The following is a 21861-nucleotide window of genomic DNA, read 5'->3' on the forward strand; positions in this document are numbered from 1 at the left end:
AAATTTGTCACCGAATTCGCCATTTTTCTATCGAAATTGAACAATAGTAGCGGTAAAATGAACAAAACTGCTCACAGATTTCGGCAACCTTGATTTAATTTTGATAACAATTAATTGAACAATAACTGGGAAAGTTGTCGCTCCTATATCAAAGCTCAGTTTTGTATCACTTGCTGGTGCTCAAATAAAATTGCTGTTCTTAACCTATAATTATAATGACACAAACATCAGAAAAATACGCCGTTTTTAAGTATTGTCAAATTGACACTAAAAGTTTGCGGGAAAATCTGACCTGAATTTCCTGATCATAATGTTTTAATAAATATCCGAAAATTCATAATCATTTATCTTACTTAAATTTTTTATCTGACACCATATGATCTGCAGGTTGATTTACATCCTTAGAAAACCTGATGCACAGGAGGGCATTGCAGTAGTGATCAGGCATGGTCAATTCAGTTCAGAGATATTCCAAAGGGCTTTTTGAATGTGCTTGGCTTGATTGCTCCGGAAGGGGCATTTTATGTTGTTCAACAGATTTCATTTCAAGAATTAAAACTAATGTGTATGAAGAATCGATTACAAATCTTTCCCCTTCTACGGGTAAATTTCATAAGCGGGACTATATTCTTGCTGCTGCTCATGGTGCAGTTGGTTTATGGAGGCAAAGTTGCCGACCAGCAAATTTCCGGCAAAGTAACGAGCGACAATGGTGAGGGCCTGCCGGGTGTAAATGTTACGCTGAAAGGAAGTAGTATAGGAACAATCACGGACACAAAAGGAGAGTACTCTGTGAGTGTGCCTTCCGAGAGCAGTGTGCTGGTTTTTAGCTTCATAGGGTATAAAATGCAGGAGGTACCAGTCGGATCCAAAACTCGGATCGACATTCGCCTGCTTGCCGATGAACAGGCATTGGAAGAAATAGTTGTGATTGGATATGGTACTCAAAAGAAATCCTCGCTTACCGGCGCGGTTTCTTCCGTATCATCCAAAGAGCTGACTGCATTGCCCGTGATCAGCGCAGAACAAGCATTGCAGGGGCGTGTGCCAGGGGTGAGGGTGGTCAATAACGGTAGCCCGGGACAAACACCTGTGGTTCGCATCAGAGGTATCGGATCTATCAACTACGCCTCCGGTCCGCTTTATGTTATTGACGGAATTCCCGCGGGCGATTTGAACAACCTGGATCCAAAGGATATTGAATCTTTGGAAGTGCTAAAGGATGCGAGCTCGGCAGCCATTTACGGATCAAGAGCTTCAAATGGTGTGATTATCATTACGACAAAAAAAGGATCGAAAGACGGCAAATTGCATGTTAATCTGGATACTTATTTCGGAACCCAGGCTGCATGGAAGAAGCTGGATGTGCTGAATACTGACCAATATATCCAATATGCTACCGCATTGCTCGGAAATGCCGGTATAGCAATGCCGGGCAGACTCTCGGAATTGAACCAGCCTGTATATCAGGGTGCTACTCAAACTTTTGCCCAGACGCACACCAACTGGCAGGACGTAATGTTCCGTAGTGCACCGATTCAGCAACACCAGTTGTCTGTTTCAGGGGGAAATAGCATATCCCGCTTTTTTACATCAGTTGGTTATTTTGATCAGGAGGGGATTTTGATTGGTACAAACTACAAGCGTGCGAATGTTCGCCTTAACTCGGATCATCAGGTTGCCAAATTTCTGAGTATCGGTCAAACCTTGACCATATCTTACGATAAATCCCGTGGTGAGCAAGGTTTTGGGGGAGGCCGAACCGCTGTAATGCAAATGATCAGGAACCTTCCTTACTGGCCGGTTACGGATCCTACAAAGCTGGGTGGATACAGCTCTCCTACAGCAGCTGATGGAAGTGACCCCGACAACCCCGTTCGAATTGCCCTCATGGACGTCACCCGCAATCAACGTTTGAAATTGCTGGGTTCCATTTTTGCGGAGGTAAAAATTGCCAGCTTTCTTAAATACCGTTTTAGTTTCGGAGCAGATGTTGTGTCAGCAATTACGACCAATCAGTTTCCTATTTATAACGATGGTTTCAAATCTCGCACGCAATATGAGATCAGAGACAGCCGAACCAACTACTTCTCGCCTGTTATTACCAATCAGCTCACTTTTGAGAAGACTTTTGGTAAACACCTGCTAAACGTTACCGCAATTTTGGACAAGCAAAATTTCCGGGCTAATACGCTGAACGGTTCAGGATACAGACCAAACAACGATATCAATGAATTACAGGGCGTTTCCAATCCAACTGCTACAAGCTCGTTGGATGAAAGCTCATTAATTTCCTATGTGGGACGTTTGAACTATGAATATGCTGGGAAATACCTGTTAAGCGGTTCTATACGGCGCGACGGTTCGTCACGTTTTGCACCGGGAAATAAATGGGGGACTTTCCCTTCACTTTCAGTGGGATGGCGCATCAGCGAAGAGGAATTCCTGAAATCGGTTCCGCAGATATCTGAACTTAAGATCCGCGCAAGCTATGGCCAAACCGGGTTTAACGGAATTGGAAGCTACGCATGGCAGGCACTTGTTTCTGCAGATAATAGTAACTATGTTTTTGGAGGTAATAAAGTACTTGGATCTTATTTCAGCTCCCTCGCCAACACTGAACTTAAATGGGAAAGCACTACAATGACGAATCTCGGGATTGACCTTGCTTTATTTAATAATAGTGTAACTTTTACAGCGGAAACATATCAGAGAAATACTGACGGATTATTGCTCCAGGTACCGATCCCCAATTCTGTAGGTTACTCAAGTTCGCCTTTATCCAACATCGGCAGTATGAAAAACTGGGGATATGAATTTCAGTTAGGGTATAGTAAAAATGATGGCGACTTCAAGTGGAACACTTCTGTCAATCTGGATATTACCAGAAACAAAGTATTGAGTCTTGCTACTCCGAGCGCAAGCCTTTTCTCCGGATCCAATGCTGACTTTGGTGGGTTTGATATTACTAAAACCGAAGCAGGGCACCCAATACAATCTTTCTATGGATGGCAGGTGGACGGAATCTTTCAAAGCCAGGACGAAATTAACGCGGCCAACGCACTTGATGGCGATGACAAGACCAAATATCAGGATCAGGCTGCACCGGGAGATATTCGTTTCAAGGACTTGAACGGGGATGGTAAAATTGATGCTTCCGACAGAGCTTATAACGGTAGTTTTATACCTAAATTCAGCTATGGTGCCAATTTTGGAGGCAGTTTCAAAAACTTCGACTTCACATTGTATCTCCAGGGAGTTCAGGGCAACAAGATCTACAACGGGACCAAAGTGATCGAGCAGGGTATGCTTCGATTGTTCAATGCCGGAACTGACGTGCTAAATGCTTGGACTCCCACGAATACTGATACTGACGTGCCAAGAGCCATTAGCGGAGACCCGAACAACAATAGCCGTTCGAGTGACAGATTTGTCGAAAACGGATCATATATGCGTGTTAAAAACCTCAGCATCGGCTACAACGTACCTACTAAAATGTTATCCTCGCTGACGAAACAGTTCATTACCAAGGCTCGTATCTACGTTTCTGCGACTAACCTTCTGACTTTCACAAAGTATTCAGGACTGGATCCGGAAGTTGGGGTTAACGGCTCTTCTACGGACACTGCAACTCAGCTTATCAATGGAATTGATTACGGAATGTATCCACAGCCAAGAACCCTCCAAGTGGGTTTGAGTGTAGGGTTTTGACATTGAAAAATTTTATAAAAGGAACTGAAATGAAAAAGAAACTAATCATTATTTACGCCTTACTGTTGGGGATAGTATTTGCCTGCAACGATGATATCCTTGAAAAGACGAACCCGAATGGGGTAACCGTGGACGGCTACTACAAAAATGGTTCTGAGCTTACCAGTGGAGTGACGAGCGTATATTCCATGTTTAAATCCAATAATCTGGTTGCAAGGGAATGGTTTTTCCTCCATGATCTGCGTGGCGATGACGTTTCGGCGGGCGGCGGACAGCTGGAAACACCGCGAAACCAGTTGCTGCTGGGTACGCACGACACCGGAAACTCAGTATTGGGAACCATATGGCTTGCCTACTACCGGATGATCCACAGAGCCAATGCGGTGGTAGATAACTCTGAGAAAGTGACTGATCTGGCGGATGCAGACAAGAAAAGGCTGCTTGGAGAAGCACGTTTTTTAAGGGCTTATTCTTACTATGAGCTGGTGAGTCTTTGGGGTGCTGTACCACTCTACAAAAATTATGTGTTGACAGTAGACGGAAGTTTGCCAAGGTCTCCGGTCGAAGAAGTTTACGCTTATCTGATCTCCGAATTGACGGAAATTCAGGCTGATTTACCGGCTACTTACGATGCCGCAAACCAGGGGCGTGCGACCAAAGGCGCTGCCCAAATGCTGCTTGCACGGGTTTATCTGCAGAAAGGAGATTATGCTAACGCGAAAACGGAACTTTTGAAGGTCTACAATTCGGGAGTATATTCATTGGTCGATAATTACAACGATAACTTCCTGGAAGAAACGGAGTTTAACAATGAATCCATTTTCGAGGTAAATTTCTTTCCTTCGGGCGGAGTTTATAATTGGGATGGAGATGGCAACGGCGCCACAGCCGGTACAGAGACGGTGCGTACACAAGAATATTCGGCCATCGGCTGGCGTAACCTGATCCCTTCGAATTCCCTTTTGGCGGAATTTGAAAAAACGTCGAAAGGCGATGCCAAGACGGACCCGCGTTACGACGACTCTTTTTATTTTACAGGCGAAAAATACAACAAGGGTGCCAATACCCTCACCGACGGACAGCAGAATGGCAATTCGTCGGTGGTGGATGGCGTTACACAGAAAGTGAGCTGGCAAAAATATTCGCTCATGTACAAAATGAACGAATCATTTTTAACAGGAGCTATCAATCAGCGGATTATGCGGTTTGCAGAAACTATTCTGTCGCTGGCCGAAGTGGAAAATGAGGCTGGGAATATTGCCGAAGCAGTTAAATACCTTAACATGATCCGCGCACGAAAAAGCGTAAGCATGCCAGCATATCCAACCGCTAATTATCCGGTTTCAACCAAAGATCAGGTATTCACGGCGATCGTTCATGAAAGACGTGTGGAGCAAAACGGAGAACAAATCCGGAACCGAGACCTTTTGAGATGGAGGGAGCTGGATAAATTGAAGGTGGAACCAATCACCTATTTCCAGGCTAACAAACATGAATTGTTACCAATTCCGCAACAAGAAGTGGACAACAATGCCAAAATTGAGCCTGCCGACCAAAATCCTGGCTATTAGATCAGCGTTTTTCTTCTTAATTTAACCATCAGCAACATCCTAACTGTTGCTGATGGTTTGTAATCGGGCATGTGTTTTTCCTTATGCGTATATTTTTACTTCCAGTCTGTATCTTCATCATTGTTACGCTTTGTTTTTCCTGCAAAAAAACAGAAGAAACCCTGTTCGTCTCTCACACTGCTGACGAAACCGGAATTTCTTTTTCCAATAATTTAACACCCAATGACTCTATCAACCCATTCACTTTTACCAACTTCTATAATGGTGGCGGCGTCGGGATTGGTGACGTTAATAATGACGGAAAACCGGATATCTTTTTTGGCGGAAATCAGGTAAGCTCCCGACTATATCTTAGTAAAATTGATACACTTTCAGGAAAATGGGCATTTGAAGACATTACCGAATCGGCGGGTGTGAAAACAAGCCGCTGGTGCACTGGTATTTCGATGGTGGATATCAATCAGGATGGCCTGCTTGATATTTATATAAGCGTCGCCAAGCATGTGAAAATGGCTTCAATCGATCCTTCTGCAAGTGAGAATTTGCTTTTTGTAAATCAGGGGTTAGGAGAGAATAAATTGCCGAGTTTTCGCGAAATGGGGAAAGAGTATGGTTTGAACGACCCTTCTTTTACAGTACAAACTGCTTTTTTCGACGCGGATCTGGACGGCGATCTGGACGCTTTTATGATGAACTCAGCGCCCGATCTACAGAATCCCAATTACCTCCGAAAGACTTATAATGATGGCTCTTATCCCAGTACCGGTAGGCTATACCGCAACGAGGGAACTGGAGGAAATGGAATTCCAGTCTTCACTAATATTTCCAAAGAAGCCGGGGTCAGGTACGAAGGACTTGGTCTTGGACTGGCAATAAGTGATTTAAATAAAGACGGTTATCCTGATATATATTGTTCCAATGACTTCATTAGCAGCGACATTCTTTACCTGAATAATGGTACCGGTGCACCTGGATTTAAGAATGTAATTCGCGAAGCGACCGCCCATACAAGTTTATACGGCATGGGTCTGGATGTTGCCGATATTAACAATGATACTTATCCGGATATTTTCCAATTAGATATGCTCCCGGAAGATAATTTCCGTCAGAAAAAGATGCTCGCCGGGCAGGACTATGATCGCAAGGAGATGAGTATTTCTGAACAGTATGCCTATCAGCTTCAGTACATGCGGAATATGCTGCAGCTCAACCTCGGACCGTCAACCGAAGAGGGGCAAAACGGGCTACCGAGGTTCAGTGAAATCGGGTTAATGGCGGGCATTGCGAAAACTGATTGGAGCTGGGCACCTCTTATCGCTGATTTTGATAACGACGGACTGAAAGATGTGTTTATTACCAATGGGTATCGCCGTGACGTGACAGACCGCGATTTTATCCAGTTCAAGGAGGACTTTTCAAGTTTTGGCACCAATAATTTCAAGCAACAAAATGCCCTGGAGCTAATCGAAAAGGTACCTGAGGTACAGATTGCCAACTATGCCTACAAAAATTCCGGTAATCTTTCGTTTTTGAATAGCTCCAATGAATGGGGACTTGACCAGCTATCTTATTCGAACGGAGCGGCCTACGCGGATCTGGATGGAGATGGGGACTTGGATTTGGTGGTTAACAATATTGATTCAGAGGCGTTTATTTATCAGAACAAAAGCCGGGAAAGGGGAGGCTCAAACTTTCTGAGTATCAAGGCGGAGGGAGTTAAAGGTAACCTCGCCGGAATAGGCAGCAAAGTGACGATATGGGCGGGTGAAGAGGTTCAATATGCAGAGTTAAGCGTTGTGCGAGGATTTCAATCGTCTGTAGATCCTGTACTTCATTTTGGCATCGGGAAAAAAAATCAGATTGATAGTCTGGAAGTTGTCTGGCCGGGAGGTAAGGCTCAAAAAATTTACAGAATCAAGGCAAATAGGCATCTTGTTTTGAAGCAGAAAGACGCATCAGATTCTAAAAAAGCTGATATGAAATCCTTACCGGCCTATTTTACAGATATATCCACGCAGGCAAATCTTGATTTTAATCATAAGGAAGGAAACTTTGTCGATTTCAAGCAAACGGCTGCAATGCATAAAATGCTTTCTAAAAGTGGCTTTCCGATTGCAACGGGTGACGTGAATGGGGATGGTTTGGAAGACATTTTTGCCGGTAGCAGTTATCAGGGAGGTAACCCGACGATTTTTATCCAAAAGGCTGGCGGGTACTTCGAAAAGAGAATAGTAACGAGAGATTCCTTGCATGAAAACACGGCAGCCGCGTTTATAGATGCAGACAACGACGGCGATCAGGACTTGCTGATCACCAACGGGAGCAATGAGCTTCCCGCGACAGATAAATCATTTTACAAAATACAACTGTATTTAAATAATGGCACTGGTAGCTTTACGCCAGCCCCGTTGACGGCGTTGCCAGAGCTTGCTTTGAGCAGTTCCTGCATTGCTGTCAATGATTTTGACAAAGACGGAGATTTGGATGTATTCATTGGCGGACGTAGTATCCCGGGAAAATATCCCTTGCCGGCCAGCAGTTATCTGCTCAGAAATGATTCGAAAGGCGGAACTCCTCAGTTCACAAATGTGACGTCGGAATACTGCCCGTCATTACTCGACGTAGGCATGGTTTGTTCGGCTTTGTGGGCTGATATCGATAAGGATGGGTATGAGGATCTCCTACTTGCTGGAGAATGGATGCCCATCAGGATTTTCGAAAACAAAAAAGGTAAATCATTGCAATCCCCGACCGCTCCAAACGGGCTGGGCCAGTTTACTGGTTGGTGGAATTCCTTAGCCGCCGGTGATTTTGATCACGACGGCGATATCGATTTCATTGCAGGAAATGAAGGACTAAATACATTTTACCGCGCCTCGGAAAAGGAACCGATCAAAATTGTGGCGAAAGATTTCAACGGTGACGGCACTTTCGACCCTTTGATGGGCTATTTTATCAAAGGTAAACGGTACCCCAGCATTCCTCGGGATGCCTTGAATCAGCAGGTAATCCAGTTCCGCCGCAAATTTCCGCATTACGCCGACTATGCCAAAGTAACTTTCGATGACTTACTTACTCCCGAAGAAACTAAAGGCGCATACAGTGCCGAGGTGACTTATCTGGAAAGTGCGTATATTGAAAATATGGGCAACAAGAACTTCAAAATCCATGCACTGCCAATCGAGGCTCAGAAGTCTCCCGTTTTCGGGATCGTGACTGATGACATCAATTCTGACGGGCATCAGGATGTAATCCTCACCGGTAATTTTTATCCGAATGAAGTAAACATGGGCAGGCAGGATGCGTCCAACGGACTCTTGCTCTTGGGAAATGGAAAGGGAAATTTTACGTCAGTGCGGAACTCGGAAAGTGGATTGATGATCCGCGGTGATGCACGTAGAAGTGTATTTATTAATAGGCCTGACCAACAGAAATGGCTTCTTACTGCCATTAATACCGGGTCAATCCAAATCAATAGATTAAATAATATCAAACAGAAATAACTATCATTATCAATGACTTACAAGTACAAATTAGCATTAGTCCTGACAATTTTTTGCTGCAGTCTGGAAGATTTGACAGCACAAACGTCAACCACAAAGCCAAAGCCATTGGTATCAGATATATATACTGCTGACCCTTCGGCTCATGTCTTCAATGGAAAGATATACATTTATCCTTCCCATGACGTGGAAGCTGATGTGCCGCAGGACGATGAAGGGGGACATTTTCAGATGAGGGATTACCATGTCTATTCAATGGATAAGATCGGAGGGAAAGTAACCGATCACGGAGTGGCACTAGATGTAAAGGACGTTCCCTGGGCGGAACGACAAATGTGGGCACCGGATGCTGCCTTTAAAAACGACAAGTACTTTCTCTACTTTCCTGCAAAAGATAAAGAGGGGGTTTTCCGGATAGGCGTCGCAACCAGTAAGTCGCCGACGGGACCTTTCAAGGCGGAAGCCAAGCCCATTCCGGGAAGTTTTAGTATCGATCCTGCCGTATTTACGGATACAGACGGCAAGTCTTATATGTATTTTGGAGGTATATGGGGCGGTCAGCTTCAGCGGTGGCATTCGGGAACTTATGATAAAACGTTGATGACCGATCTTGGGAAAGGTCATGAGAATGAGCCTGCGTTGAACGCCAAGGTTGCATTGATGAGTGGGGATATGTTGTCGTTTGCAGAACCGTTGCATGATGTTCAGATACTTGACGAGCATGGAAAACCTTTGCTGGCATCAGATACGAAACGACGTTTTTTCGAGGGAGCCTGGATGCATAAGTTCAATGGAAAGTATTACTTCTCATATTCAACGGGTGATACCCATCTACTTTGCTACGCCGAAAGTCCTTCTCCTTATGGGCCTTTTACTTATAAGGGCGTGATTATGAACCCGGTGGAAGGATGGACCACTCACCATTCAATCGTCGAAATAAAAGGGAAATGGTATATATTCTACCATGACTCAGAACTCTCAGGTAAAACACATCTTCGTACAGTCAAAGTGAGAGAACTGCTGAGAGACGCCGAGGGAAATATAAAAACGATTAATCCCTGACTAACTAAATATCAAATAAATTCTTCATGTGTAACCTTACCAAACATTACAATGCAAATCGAAAGGCGTGATTTTATCTCCACCTTGACGCTGGCAGGAGTGGCTACTTTATTTTCTGGAAATACATTATTGGCATCAACAGGCCCCAACAAGGAAAAGCTTGGAATCGCTTTGGTGGGACTGGGATATTACAGCACGGATCTGCTGGCGCCTGCGCTCCAGTTAACGGAGAAATGTTACCTGGCGGGCATCGTGACGGGTACACCTGCGAAAGCCGAAGCCTGGAAGGCCAAATATAATATTCCGGACAAGAATATCTACAACTATCAGAATTTCGACAAGATCGCAGACAATCCGGATATAGATATTGTTTATGTTGTCCTGCCGCCGTCAATGCACCGGGAGTTCGTCGTACGAGCAGCAAAAGCGGGCAAACATGTGTTCTGTGAAAAACCCATGGCACCCTCAGTTGCTGACTGCGAGGCGATGATCAGTGCTTGTAAGAGCAATAAGGTGAAGCTTGCCATAGGATACCGTTGCCAGCATGATCCGAATATTCAGGCAATAATGAAGATTGCGAAAGAGCAGAAGTTTGGTAAAGTTAAAATGGTGAACAGTGCAGCAGGATATTTCGATGCGCGTACCGATCACTGGAAGCAGAAGAAAGCACTTGGAGGAGGAGTCATGGGTGATATGGGCGTTTATGCACTGCAGGGGGCTCGTCTTGCCACAGGTGAAGAGCCGATTAGCGTAATTGCGCAGGCTTCCACAACGAGACCGGAGATATACAAGGAAGTGGAGGAAACGATGATGTTTATGCTGGACTTTCCGAGCGGAGCACGCGCGGCTTGCCAGACAAGCTTCGGCATCAATATGAATCATTTACAAGTCAATTATGAAAAGGGATGGGCGAAATTAGAACCCCAATCCGGATATAACGGCAATAAGGGCAGCATGTCGGATGGGACGATTATTAATTTCCCGATTAAAAGTCAGCAGGCAAAACAAATGGACGAGGATTGCACTGCACTTCTCACCAATACAGACCTGATAGCACCCGGGGAAGAGGGTCTTCGTGATATCCGTGTTGTGGAAGCGATCTACAAATCGGTGGCCTCGGGCAAAATGGTTGAAATCTAATTTGTTACTCATTCACTTTAATCATCAATTTTAAAATATTTATCCTATGCGATCTATATCGCTTATAGCAGGCATGCTATTATTCACATTCGCGTCACTTGCGCAAGAATCGTTGATGCAAATGCCAAAGGGGTTTGACGCCAGGCGAGAAGGAAATGCTGCCGGAAAAATTGACACGGTCGAATATCAATCCAAGACAGTGGGCAATCCAAGAAAAGCAGTTATTTACACTCCTCCCGGTTATTCAAAAAAGAAAAAGTACCCGGTTTTATATCTGCTGCACGGCATTGGCGGAGATGAGAAAGAATGGCTTAATGGTGGGAACCCGCAGCTAATCCTGGACAACCTCTACGCGGAGAAGAAAATCGAACCTATGATTGTGGTCTTGCCGAATGGAAGAGCCATGAAAGACGATCGTGCAACAGGCAATATAATGGCCCCCGATAAAGTCGCAGCTTTCGCAACTTTCGAACAGGATTTACTAACCGACCTGATTCCGTTCGTTGAAAAAAAATATGCTGTATTGACGGACCGCGAACACCGTGCAATCGCCGGATTGTCGATGGGAGGTGGGCAGTCGCTCAACTTCGGGTTAGGCAATCTTGACAAGTTTGCGTGGGTTGGCGGGTTTTCTTCTGCTCCAAATACCAAAAAACCTGAGGAGCTGATCCCAAATCCTGCGGAAGCAAAACAGAAATTAAAATTACTCTGGCTGTCATGTGGTGATGACGACAGGCTGATTTCTTTCAGCAAGCGAACTCATGATTATCTTTTCGAAAACAGTGTACCCCATGTTTATTATGTAGAACCGGGCGTCCACGATTTCAAAGTTTGGAAAAACGGACTGTATATGTTTTCTCAGTTTTTGTTCAAACCAGTCGATATATCCTCTTTGTCTAAATATACTATCCTCGGAACTCCCGCCGCTACAAATGTGCGGTCTGCCAAATATCCGCAGATATTGCCGGACAATCGCGTGGTGTTCCGCGTGAAGGCACCCAACGCTCAAAAAGTACAAATTGATCTTGGGAAAAAGTACGATATGGTAAAAGATACTTCCGGACTCTGGTCAGTTACTACAGATTCTGTCGGCAAAGGATTCCACTACTATTCACTATTAATCGATGGCGTGGCGCTGGCCGACCCGGCGAGTGAATCATTCTATGGAATGGGGCGCATGGCAAGCGGTATCGAGATACCTTATCGTGAAGGTGGCTATTATGCGATGAAGGATGTGCCTCACGGACAAATCAGTATTAAGCGGTATTTATCGGAGGCAAGTAGGGGATGGCGGGAAATGTACGTGTACACGCCGCCCGGTTATGAAAAATCCGGCGAGAAATATCCGGTGCTTTATCTGCTGCACGGAGGAGGTGAGGATCAGCGTGGCTGGGCAACCCAGGGGAAAACGGACATGATACTGGATAACCTGATTGCAGAAGGGAAGGCGAAGCCGATGCTGGTGGTCATGCTGGATGGTAATATGGGAGGTACTGGGGGTATTGCAGGCTTTAATGAGAACGCATTGAAAATGTTTGAAAATGAGCTGAAACTCGGAGCTCTGCCATTTATAGAAACCAACTATCGTGTAGAAACCAACGCTGCCGGGCGCGCATTGGCGGGGCTATCAATGGGTGGGTTGCAGACGTTATATGCAGGGGTAAAAAATAGTAACATGTTCTCTTATCTGGGTGTGTTCAGTTCCGGATGGTTTGCCAACAATCCAACACTTTCAGGGCCGCATTATGATTTTATCAAAACTAACGCAGCCACTATCAATTCTAATTTGAAACAGTTCTGGATCTCAATGGGTGGACAGGAAGACATTGCATATCAAAACTGCAAAATCATGCTTTCGAAGTATGACGAGCTTGGTATCAGATATAAATATAGCGAATATCCTGGCGGCCATACCTGGCCTGTGTGGAGGCATGATCTGTTCGGTTTTTCGCAGCTTTTGTTTAAATAAATTTACAATCAATACATTTCCTGTATGAAAATATTAGCCAACCTGGGGCTTCTTATCTGCGTCGTAATCCTGTCGGATCAAGTTTGGGGGCAATCTCAAAAGTCCCTGAAAGAGGCCTATAATGGGTATTTTCCTATTGGAGTAGCCGTATCGCCCAGGAGTTTGAAAGGTCCTGAGACCGCGCTGATCATTCAGCAGTTTAATAGCCTCACTCCTGAAAACGCGATGAAGATGGGTCCGATCCATCCTGAACCAAATCGGTACGCCTGGCAGGGGCCGGACGAGATCGTAGCTTTTGCATTGCAAAACGGGATGAAAGTACGCGGGCATACCCTTTGCTGGCATAATCAGACGCCGAAGTGGTTTTTTACAGACTCCGTTGGAAATCAGGTAAGCCGTGAAGTGCTTCTCGGCCGACTTAAAGAGCATATTAGCGATGTGGTGGGCCGGTACAAGGGTAAGATATATGCATGGGATGTAGTCAATGAAGCAGTACCAGACACGGGTACCAGCATATATCGCCGATCCAAATTTTACGAGATCATTGGGGAAGATTATATCGAAAAAGCATTTGAATATGCTCATGCCGCCGATCCGACGGCCAAATTGTTTTATAATGACTATAATACCGAGAGCACTGCGAAAAGAGAGAAGATCTTTCTTTTGTTAAAAAAATTGAAAGAGAAAAATGTGCCTGTACATGGAGTTGGTTTACAGGGCCATTGGTCTATATATGAACCTACGGCAGCCGAGTTGGAAAAATCTATTACTCAATTTGCAAGTCTGGGACTGGCGGTACAGATCACCGAACTCGATGTCTCGGTGCATCCGAAAGAACATGAACGACGCGAAAAAAAGCCAACGGATAACGGCGAGCTGACCGCAGAAATGCAAGAAAAACAGGCCGCCCAGTACAAAATGCTTTTTGAGATATTCAGGAAACATAAAGACGTTGTCACGGGTGTCACTTTTTGGAATGTGTCAGATAAATACAGTTGGCTGGATAATTTTCCGGTACCCAACCGAAAGGATTATCCGCTTTTGTTTGACCAGGACAATAACCCAAAAAAGGCTTTTCAAGGTGTCGTCGATTTTAAATAAAGGGCGGGCAAGTAATGGACAACTATCTTACAAATAAGCCCACCATATTTATGGGCTTACAATGTTCCCCTGACTATTCTCATCGTCGATAACCTCCTGGATCGCAGATTTTGATACGGGGTCACTGTCATCTTCTCCCAACAAAATCCCCCACGGATTAAGACCGTTCACACGGTCAAAAATAACCTTGAAAATAGCAATTACCGGAATGGATAAGAACATTCCGGTAATTCCCCAGATCATCTCACCAAGTACCAGACCGATCAAGGCAATAAGTGTATTGATCTTGACCTTGGAGCCAACGATTTTAGGCATGATGTAATTGCTGTCGACCAGGTGTAGGGCAACTATGGCTATTACAACGAAAATTAACTGACTTGTCCCCGCCGTTGCAAATGTGATCAGACAGGCCAGCAGCAGGGCTGTAAGAATGCCGATATAAGGGATCAGGTTTAGTATTCCGGTGATAAGTCCAAGCAATAGTCCGTATTTAACACCGAGCAACCAAAATGCCATACAGGAAAGCCCGGTTACCAACAGCATTTGTAAAAACAATCCAAAAACATACTTTTTTACAATGTATTGAATCTGGCTTACGATATCGTACACAATTACACTATGCTCCTGGTCAAACACTGAAATGATAAAGCGCAGCAGCAAGCGTCGGTGCAAGAGTAAGAAAAATGTATACAGGAAAGTAAATAGCAGAAACAACAAAACTGACGAAACCGAAAGGATCGTGTGACCTAAAATAGTAGTTCCGTTGTTGACTGCCTTTGATGCTGAATCGTTGATATAACTCATCTGCTCCTGACTATCCATGTGAAAAGTTACCTCGATCCATTTTTGAAGATCAACTGTCGTGTCGAGAACCTGCTGCCTGAATGCCGGCCAATCCTGGGCTAGTGCCGTAAGCTGTGAGCCAAGAAGAGTAAATATTCCGGCTATTGCACCGATCAGAGTCAGCAGAGAAACTATGGAGGATAATGCTCTGGGGAAACGAAGCCGAATTTCAAGAAATCCTGCAAGGGGGAGAAGTAAAAGCGAAAACAGGAATGCAAAAATCAATGGGGCCAAAAGCGTCTGGCCTATAATTGCAATGTAAAAGATGCATATGATGCTAACCAGCACCTGAGCAAGCCGCGTGTAAAAAGGAGGAGAGATTACCATATTGATTATATTTCCGTTGAATTTAAATTGTATTGATTATCGCACCGGATAAAAAAGTACGGTTTTGTAAAAGTGAGCTCGTGCACTAAAATAATGCCGGGCAAAATAAACCTCAAAATTTGCGACCAGGCTGATCGGCAACATCTCAGCCAACCCATCGGGTGGAGAAGGCCTCCAGCGTTTTATCAGATACGAATAAGGGAATGGAGTCAATTCCACGCTGTTACTTGTGCACTTTGAAATTATTGGATAACGCGGATATTTCAGCATATTATTGATAATTATTGGCTAACTCAGTATCCTGTTTGATTTTAATAGTTGCCCTGTAAAAACCTGATGTGAACCAACTATGAAATTTAGCTTTTCAATGACGCGCTACACATCGTCCTTCTTGATCGTTTCAAGATCCTGCTACACTCTCCAGATAAGCGTCAGGTGACAAAATGAGCTTAGTAAAACCGCTTAATAAATGAAACAAGAAGTATATGGCTTATTGTATTGATTAGTAGTACCTTATCGCATATATCGGAAGGCTTTGAGACGATGATTTGTTGGAATGTGCCGTGTTTTTACACCGTTGGCTGTATTATTTAACTCTTATATCTCAATCCTGAATCGTTATGAAACAAAGTCTGCTTCTTTTCGGCTTCCTTCTGTGGCGGCTTTTTGCTTTGGGTCAATGCGATACTACCCTGAAACCATCTGATAACGCAGCTGTTGCGTATAGGGATATAGGTAACAGATGTGAGGGAGCGTATGCTGCGAAAGTTGGTGCACCGACACTCGATCTCGTGGGGTTTACAATTGGTATTTTGGCATACAAACTGGATAGAAACGAAACCATTAAGATAGAAAATTTAACCGGTGCCGATTTAAACGTGCGATCTTCTGCTCTTCCATTAAATACTTATTACAGAATGGATGCGGTTTTGCCAAATGGTCAAACGCTGGATTGGGGAGTAAAGGATGTCCTTTTGGAATTGAAGATTCCATCAGGTTCTTTTGGCGTATATGGATGGAAAACAGTGGGAAAGGAAAAAGTGTATATTCCTGTCAAACCAGTATCGTCGTCATACAACGATGCTGACAAGAATTACTACCTGGTAGTTCGACCCAACGCCAGAGTGCTCGGTGTTAAGTATCGTTACGCGCCCGTAGGAGCATCGCTCAGCACATATCAGGAGGTGAACAAGTCTTTTAAGTCCGGGCAAGCGATTAGCCTCGCATTACCTCAAAGTTTGCATGGATCTTACCTTGTTGAAGTGGCGGCTATGCTGGAGGCGGGCACGGATTGGATCAAAGTGCAGTATAAAGTGGCAATCAAATGAAAGACGATCACACTTTAATAAGATTACAGCAGGAAGCCAATCGACGATTGAAGTTGGCGAAAGATGCATTGCTGAATGACGATAAAGATACTGCCCGAAATAATATTGAATGGGTAAATCTCTCGTCCTCGATTATTGAAAAATATAATAAAAAACCTGATATCAGAAAATTGTCGATCCTGATCGGGTTGGCAACTATCATGTTGATTGGAGCGGGATTGGTGATAAAAATTCCTAAAACGAATGTTTCTATCGATCTGACTACCAGAAGTGTAAGCATTAAATTGAAAAAGGATTGGACAATCAGTAACCGGTTCGTTCAGTCCAATTTAAGTATCTCAAATGTAAATGAGGTATATGGAGCGGGTGCGGAGGTGAATGTGAAAAATAAAGAGCCTTTCGGCGTAGATTTTACCGGTAAAAAGATTGTGGTCAACGAGCTCGATTTTCCAGTGAATTCGGAAATAACAATTCTGATAAAAGACACAATTCAAAATTGGATTATTAAAAATGCCCCGCTGGCCACCGATGTTCAGGTCGGCAAGGCACGAATGGATATAAACGATGGACAGGAAGATCGGAATTTCGACTACCAAATTCCGGAAATTATTACGGTTAAAACGTTTTCTTCTATCGCAATACCTGTTATAGTATCGATGAGCGATACGAGCAGTTGGTCGTTCAGAGGGATGTCTGTTTCCGATATTAACTTTCTGGAAGAAAGCCCCGTCGGTTCAGGAAAATTCACATCATCCATACGCTCCGGAAAGGTAAAGATTTTAGAAACAGAACAGGAATATGCTCTGGATGAAGCCGATTGGCTTCATTTGTCAGATCTTGAAAATAGAAAAATACAATTATCGAGAACAGGGCAGGTATTGAAACTGCACCTCGAAGGTGAGGTTTCTGAGGTTCGTGCCGGATCAGAATTGTTCGAGAAAACGCTGAATCCAAGTGTCGCTGAGTATATGTATTATGCAAAATCGTTCGCTTTCTTCTGGAGCTGTGTCGTCTTTATCTGGTCCATGATCTGGAGTGTCAAAAATTCGGTTTTCTCAAAGTAAGACTTACCATCATCGCTATGAAATTATGAAAAAGGGAATATCAGTAATCATCGGCATCACGTTGTTAATGAGTCGGTTGGCTTGTGCGCAAAATCAGTGTTCGTTTTGCCCGGAATTGAAAAATAACGTTGTTCAAATAAAGACAACGCTCTCTGACGGATCAGACGAAAATGGCTTTGGGACGGTCATATCCGAAGTGTCTGACAAGTTATATATCATGACTGCAAAACATGTGGTTTATCGGCTGGATGGCCGGGGATTTATTAGTGATGAGGCAAAACCAATAGCCGTCAAGGTGCGTTTTTTCAAAGATCAGGGTAAGGTATATACTGCTACACCGCTCCAGCTAAAATCTAATAATTTAGATATTACCCTTATCGAGATTGATAAACCTCGGAATTTCAAATGGACGAAGGAGTTTTATTCGAAAGCAATTGAGACTGGTACCAAGGTTTGGTTTATTGGGCGAGCGCAGGATTGGTATGTTCCAACCGGGGCGGCTGCAGGGTCTATAAATGATTTCAGCTCAAACGATGAAATAATTATTGATATCAACAGTATTCAGCCTGGTACATCCGGTGCTCCGTTGATAAGCTCTGATGGAATCGTTGGCCTGATTTACGAAGATTCACCCACCGGATCAAGAGCATATGCCATTGAAAAGGTAATGAAAGTGATCACGAGGGATTGGAGATATCAATGGCAAATGGACCTGAATTCTAATATCCCCCAGCCAGAAGTTTCGGACGCAGAGGACAAAGCCTGGGTTGAGATTGTGAAAGAAAAAAGGTCGAAAAACAAGATCGAGAAGCTGTCTGACTATGTCTCCAAAAACCAGGGAGGTCATATTGATGATGCAAAGGTGCAGCTTGAAGGGTTGCTTTTCGCGGACATCAATAAACCAAAATATCAGGAGCTGTATGTCAAACACTTTCCATCGGCTGCTCATATCAATGAAGTGGAAAATATTGTTTGGAAGACAAGTTCGAATGCAATTGACGATTTTAAATATACCACCTATTTGCAACTGTTTCCAACCGGCAGATATTACGACCGTGCATCGAAGGAACGAGAGAAAATTGATGCCGCCCTGAAGGTGAGCGAAGAAGATGCGATGTATGCGGATGTAAAAAAAGGACAGGTTTTTGCAGTAGAAAGGTATTTCGAGAAATACCCGCAGGGAAGGTATTTAGACGAAATTGATGAAGTATTATGGACGCAGGCGCTAGCCGATGAGACCAAACCTGCGTTTAAGGAACAAGGGTTTGAAGAGTATCTGAAGTATTTTCCAAAAGGAAAACACGCGTCAGCCGCTTTACAAAAAGTCAGACAATATAAGCGGAATTGAAAAATTTTTAGAATAAAACGTATGCTTTCTAACAGGACTCAATAACCGTTGTTTTTACGACGGCGTGAAAATATTGATATATACTGCCGACAGATTACGGCTTTTTTTGCTAACCAAGCTCGTTTTGCCTATTTTGTCTCAGTTTAATATCAGCCCTATGCAGCCGGAGCGTATCCCCACCATCGATTTTACCAAGCTTTATGAATCAGGGCAGGAGGATGTGTTGGCCAGACGATTTGCAGATTATTTACAGCAGCACCACAAAAATCTGGTGATGGCGCACCGCCACAATTTCTATCACCTTGTTTATTTTACCAAAGGCACGGGGAGTCATACAATAGATTTTACAAAATTTACTCTTGTGACTGACCAGATTTACTTTATGATTCCTGGTCAGGTTCACTCATGGGCCTTTGAAGGTGAGGTGGATGGTTTTGTTGTCAATTTCACTGAGTCTTATTTTAAAACCTTTCTTCTCAACGCTGATTACCTGGCCAATTTTTCATTTTTCAATGGGGTGGCTACGGATAATGTGATAAACATTCCGCCCGAACCGGCAGGGGATATCAAAGCAATATTTGAAAAAATACTCAGTCAGCGGGTTGGCGATGAGTTGTACAAGGATATGATCAGAGTATTGTTGCTGGAGTTGTTTATATTGGTTGAGCGTACGACTTTATCAGCAAGGATAGAGAGCATACCGCCTCACAATTATACAGTTATCCGAAATTTTCAGAAACTGGTCGAGGAGAATTATCTCACGTTACGATTACCAAAAGAATATGCAGAACTCCTTTCGGTCACGCCAAATCATCTCAATGCAGTATGCAAAGCATATTTGGGAATTCAGGCGGGCGAGCTGATCCGGAATCGCATTATTCTTGAGGCAAAACGACTTTTGGTAAATCTAAACCTGAATATTGCGCAGGTGGGATATGAGCTCAACTTCAGTGACAATTCCTACTTTACAAAATTTTTCAAAAAGCACACAGGATTAACGCCTGAAGAGTTTAGGACGCAGTATGTCTGATCGAAGGTATCGAGTAGTAATCAAGGTATTTTTCGAATCGTTGATTTTTACCATCAATCAAGTAAACGGTCTTTTGTTGACTTCCTGAAATCAGGGAAATTTGTATTGGGAATATCACTTGAATACAGAAGATCATGAGCAGCCATAGCAGATTTCACAGCGTCGTTTTTAACAAATGCCCGCGTTGCGGCGAGGGGGATTTTTTTATCACCAAAACCGCCTATTCCAGAAATTTTGATAAGATGAATAAATCGTGTCCGCATTGCGGGGAGAATCTGGTGCCGGAGCCAGGTTTCTACCAGGGAGCTTTATATATGAGCTATGCATTTTACGTGGCATTTATGCTGATATACTTCTTTTTGTTTAATTTCTTTTTCAGTAATTACTACAACTATTTTCTACTCACTATCATACCAATTCTAATCATCCTTACCCCGCTTGCATATCGGCTAGCCCGAAGAAGCTGGCTGGCGATTTTTATCAAACCAAGAGAGGCAAATGTAAAAGCTTAATTTTCTTCGTGCAGAAACTGTGAGACAAGTTCACGGGCCATCTTAATCAGACCTTCAAAACTGGACGGTTTAATAAAAAAGCTGTTGACCCCGCATTCGTATGCTCGGGCACTGAGAATCCTGTCGCTCGAGGTAGTGATCATTGCAAGGGGAATTTCGTCCAGACTGGGATTGGAACGAATAGCCGCTGCTGCCTCCAGCCCGTTCATTCGGGGCATATTCATGTCCAGAAGGATCAGGGCGGCAGATTTGGCATTGGAACCGACTATTCTATCCAGTAATTGTCTCCCATCAGTAACTTCAATAATATTGATCGTTGGTAAAATACTTTTTATGGCTTCGCAAATCAAGAACCGGTCATCGTCGTCGTCATCGGCCAGGTAAACATTTTTAATAATCGATTCCTTACTTATCATAAAGGTTGTTTGAATGGTGTAAAGATATCAAAGTTTTCTGCGAGCATTAATTATTTTATTTCTGCTGACGCATTTCCACAGGTTTAGTAGCCGACTCGACCTAATCAGGTTCGGAATGGTTATTGATCATACTTGGTTTAAACTAAGTATGTTATGAAAAAAGATTTCCTGCTCGTGGTGTGCATGATCCTGACTTTCCATTCCGGGCTGTTTGCTCAGCTGACGGTGTTTAATGTATCTTCTTCGGAAATCACCGATTATAGAAAGGTGAGTGTTCAGGAGCAGCTTGAAATTCAAAATGAGATAGAATCTTCTACTACCATGACCTATGGCTTAGGAAAAGGTTGGGAAATCGGGGTCAACCTGATCAATGTTGTGTACGGATTAGAAAGTAGGCACTTCGAAAGCAATGACACTTCGACAATCACACCATATGCTCCTGTTTTACTTTTGAATGCCCAAAAAGTGTTTCAGATCAACCGTGTTCTGTCTTTTGGATTAGGAGCTCTGGGTGGCACAAGCATACGTCATATTTCATCTCCAAAGCTGGTTTATTATACCTATGCGAATCTCAATGCGTCTTTTGGAGATCATGACCGTTTTCAGATTGCTGCCGGACCTTATTACGGGAATCACAAATATCTGAGTGACGGCCCAAACCATGGTTTTCAAACCGGAATGGATTTAGGGATATGGTACGAAAAATTACATTTTCTGGCCGATTGGATATCTGGTAGTCATGCGAAGGGCAGGCTGACAGTCGGTATCGGGATATTTCTGACGAAACAGTTGCCATTATCTCTTGGCTGGCAGCGTGCAAACGCCGATGGCTCGCAGGGAGGTGTATTGCAGCTTACGTTTTTACCCAAATAAATTGGGTATTAAAATTTGCTTAATTTAAACTCCTTACAATGTTTCCGACTCTCTAATGGCGTT

At 43.7% G+C, this 21861-nt stretch carries 15 protein-coding genes; 13 read left to right on the forward strand and 2 right to left on the reverse strand.

Translation table 11 applies throughout. From position 1 onward, the window contains the following. Positions 1-567: 567 nt before the first annotated feature. The 7 genes from AC1XUD_RS13880 (at position 568) to AC1XUD_RS13910 (ending at position 14057) form a co-directional block, all read left to right on the forward strand. Positions 568-3711, forward strand: coding sequence for a SusC/RagA family TonB-linked outer membrane protein (locus AC1XUD_RS13880; RefSeq protein WP_483361616.1), 3144 nt, complete (start codon positions 568-570; stop codon positions 3709-3711). A 29-nt stretch (positions 3712-3740) separates the two neighbouring features. Next, a complete protein-coding gene (locus AC1XUD_RS13885; protein ID WP_483361617.1) occupies positions 3741-5282 on the forward strand; it encodes a RagB/SusD family nutrient uptake outer membrane protein in 1542 nt (513 codons plus the stop codon). A gap of 83 nt (positions 5283-5365) precedes the next feature. Further along, positions 5366-8785 carry a VCBS repeat-containing protein gene (locus AC1XUD_RS13890; protein WP_483361618.1) on the forward strand — a complete coding sequence of 1140 codons (3420 nt, stop codon included), beginning with the start codon at positions 5366-5368 and terminating at the stop codon, positions 8783-8785. 12 nt (positions 8786-8797) lie between these two features. Further along, positions 8798-9847 carry a glycoside hydrolase family 43 protein gene (locus AC1XUD_RS13895; RefSeq protein ID WP_483361619.1) on the forward strand — a complete coding sequence of 350 codons (1050 nt, stop codon included), beginning with the start codon at positions 8798-8800 and terminating at the stop codon, positions 9845-9847. Positions 9848-9898: 51 nt separating this feature from the next. Beyond that, the gene (locus AC1XUD_RS13900; protein WP_483361620.1) at positions 9899-10987 is read left to right on the forward strand and encodes a Gfo/Idh/MocA family protein; all 1089 of its coding nucleotides are present in this window, start codon (positions 9899-9901) and stop codon (positions 10985-10987) included. Positions 10988-11033: 46 nt separating this feature from the next. Further along, complete coding sequence (locus AC1XUD_RS13905) at positions 11034-12956, forward strand: alpha/beta hydrolase-fold protein (RefSeq protein ID WP_483361621.1); 1923 nt, start codon at positions 11034-11036, stop codon at positions 12954-12956. Positions 12957-12980: 24 nt separating this feature from the next. After that, positions 12981-14057, forward strand: coding sequence for an endo-1,4-beta-xylanase (locus AC1XUD_RS13910; protein ID WP_483361622.1), 1077 nt, complete (start codon positions 12981-12983; stop codon positions 14055-14057). Positions 14058-14105: 48 nt separating this feature from the next. Here AC1XUD_RS13910 and AC1XUD_RS13915 read toward each other — a convergent pair whose 3' ends face one another. Next, positions 14106-15227: an AI-2E family transporter gene (locus AC1XUD_RS13915; protein ID WP_483361623.1), complete on the reverse strand. Its 1122-nt coding sequence runs from the start codon at positions 15225-15227 to the stop codon at positions 14106-14108. A gap of 620 nt (positions 15228-15847) precedes the next feature. Here AC1XUD_RS13915 and AC1XUD_RS13920 point away from each other — a divergent pair. From AC1XUD_RS13920 to AC1XUD_RS13940, 5 genes are all read left to right on the forward strand, one after another. Then, positions 15848-16555 carry a hypothetical protein gene (locus AC1XUD_RS13920; protein ID WP_483361624.1) on the forward strand — a complete coding sequence of 236 codons (708 nt, stop codon included), beginning with the start codon at positions 15848-15850 and terminating at the stop codon, positions 16553-16555. Next, positions 16552-17619, forward strand: a complete 1068-nt coding sequence (locus AC1XUD_RS13925; protein WP_483361625.1) for a hypothetical protein — start codon at positions 16552-16554, stop codon at positions 17617-17619. Before AC1XUD_RS13920 ends, AC1XUD_RS13925 begins: the two co-directional genes overlap by 4 nt. Positions 17620-17644: 25 nt before the next feature. Continuing rightward, a complete protein-coding gene (locus AC1XUD_RS13930) occupies positions 17645-18967 on the forward strand; it encodes a S1 family peptidase (protein WP_483361626.1) in 1323 nt (440 codons plus the stop codon). A 64-nt stretch (positions 18968-19031) separates the two neighbouring features. Further along, positions 19032-19997, forward strand: a complete 966-nt coding sequence (locus tag AC1XUD_RS13935) for an AraC family transcriptional regulator (RefSeq protein WP_483361627.1) — start codon at positions 19032-19034, stop codon at positions 19995-19997. A 134-nt stretch (positions 19998-20131) separates the two neighbouring features. Continuing rightward, positions 20132-20509, forward strand: coding sequence for a DUF983 domain-containing protein (locus AC1XUD_RS13940; RefSeq protein ID WP_483361628.1), 378 nt, complete (start codon positions 20132-20134; stop codon positions 20507-20509). Here the strand turns inward: AC1XUD_RS13940 and AC1XUD_RS13945 are convergent. Then, positions 20506-20925 carry a response regulator gene (locus AC1XUD_RS13945; protein ID WP_483361629.1) on the reverse strand — a complete coding sequence of 140 codons (420 nt, stop codon included), beginning with the start codon at positions 20923-20925 and terminating at the stop codon, positions 20506-20508. The genes AC1XUD_RS13940 and AC1XUD_RS13945 overlap by 4 nt on opposite strands. A 153-nt stretch (positions 20926-21078) precedes the next feature. Here AC1XUD_RS13945 and AC1XUD_RS13950 point away from each other — a divergent pair, with 153 nt between their 5' ends. After that, positions 21079-21798, forward strand: coding sequence for a hypothetical protein (locus AC1XUD_RS13950; RefSeq protein ID WP_483361630.1), 720 nt, complete (start codon positions 21079-21081; stop codon positions 21796-21798). The last annotated feature ends 63 nt before the right edge of the window (positions 21799-21861 follow it).

This window comes from Dyadobacter sp. HNCC25DJ184, assembly GCF_056895215.1.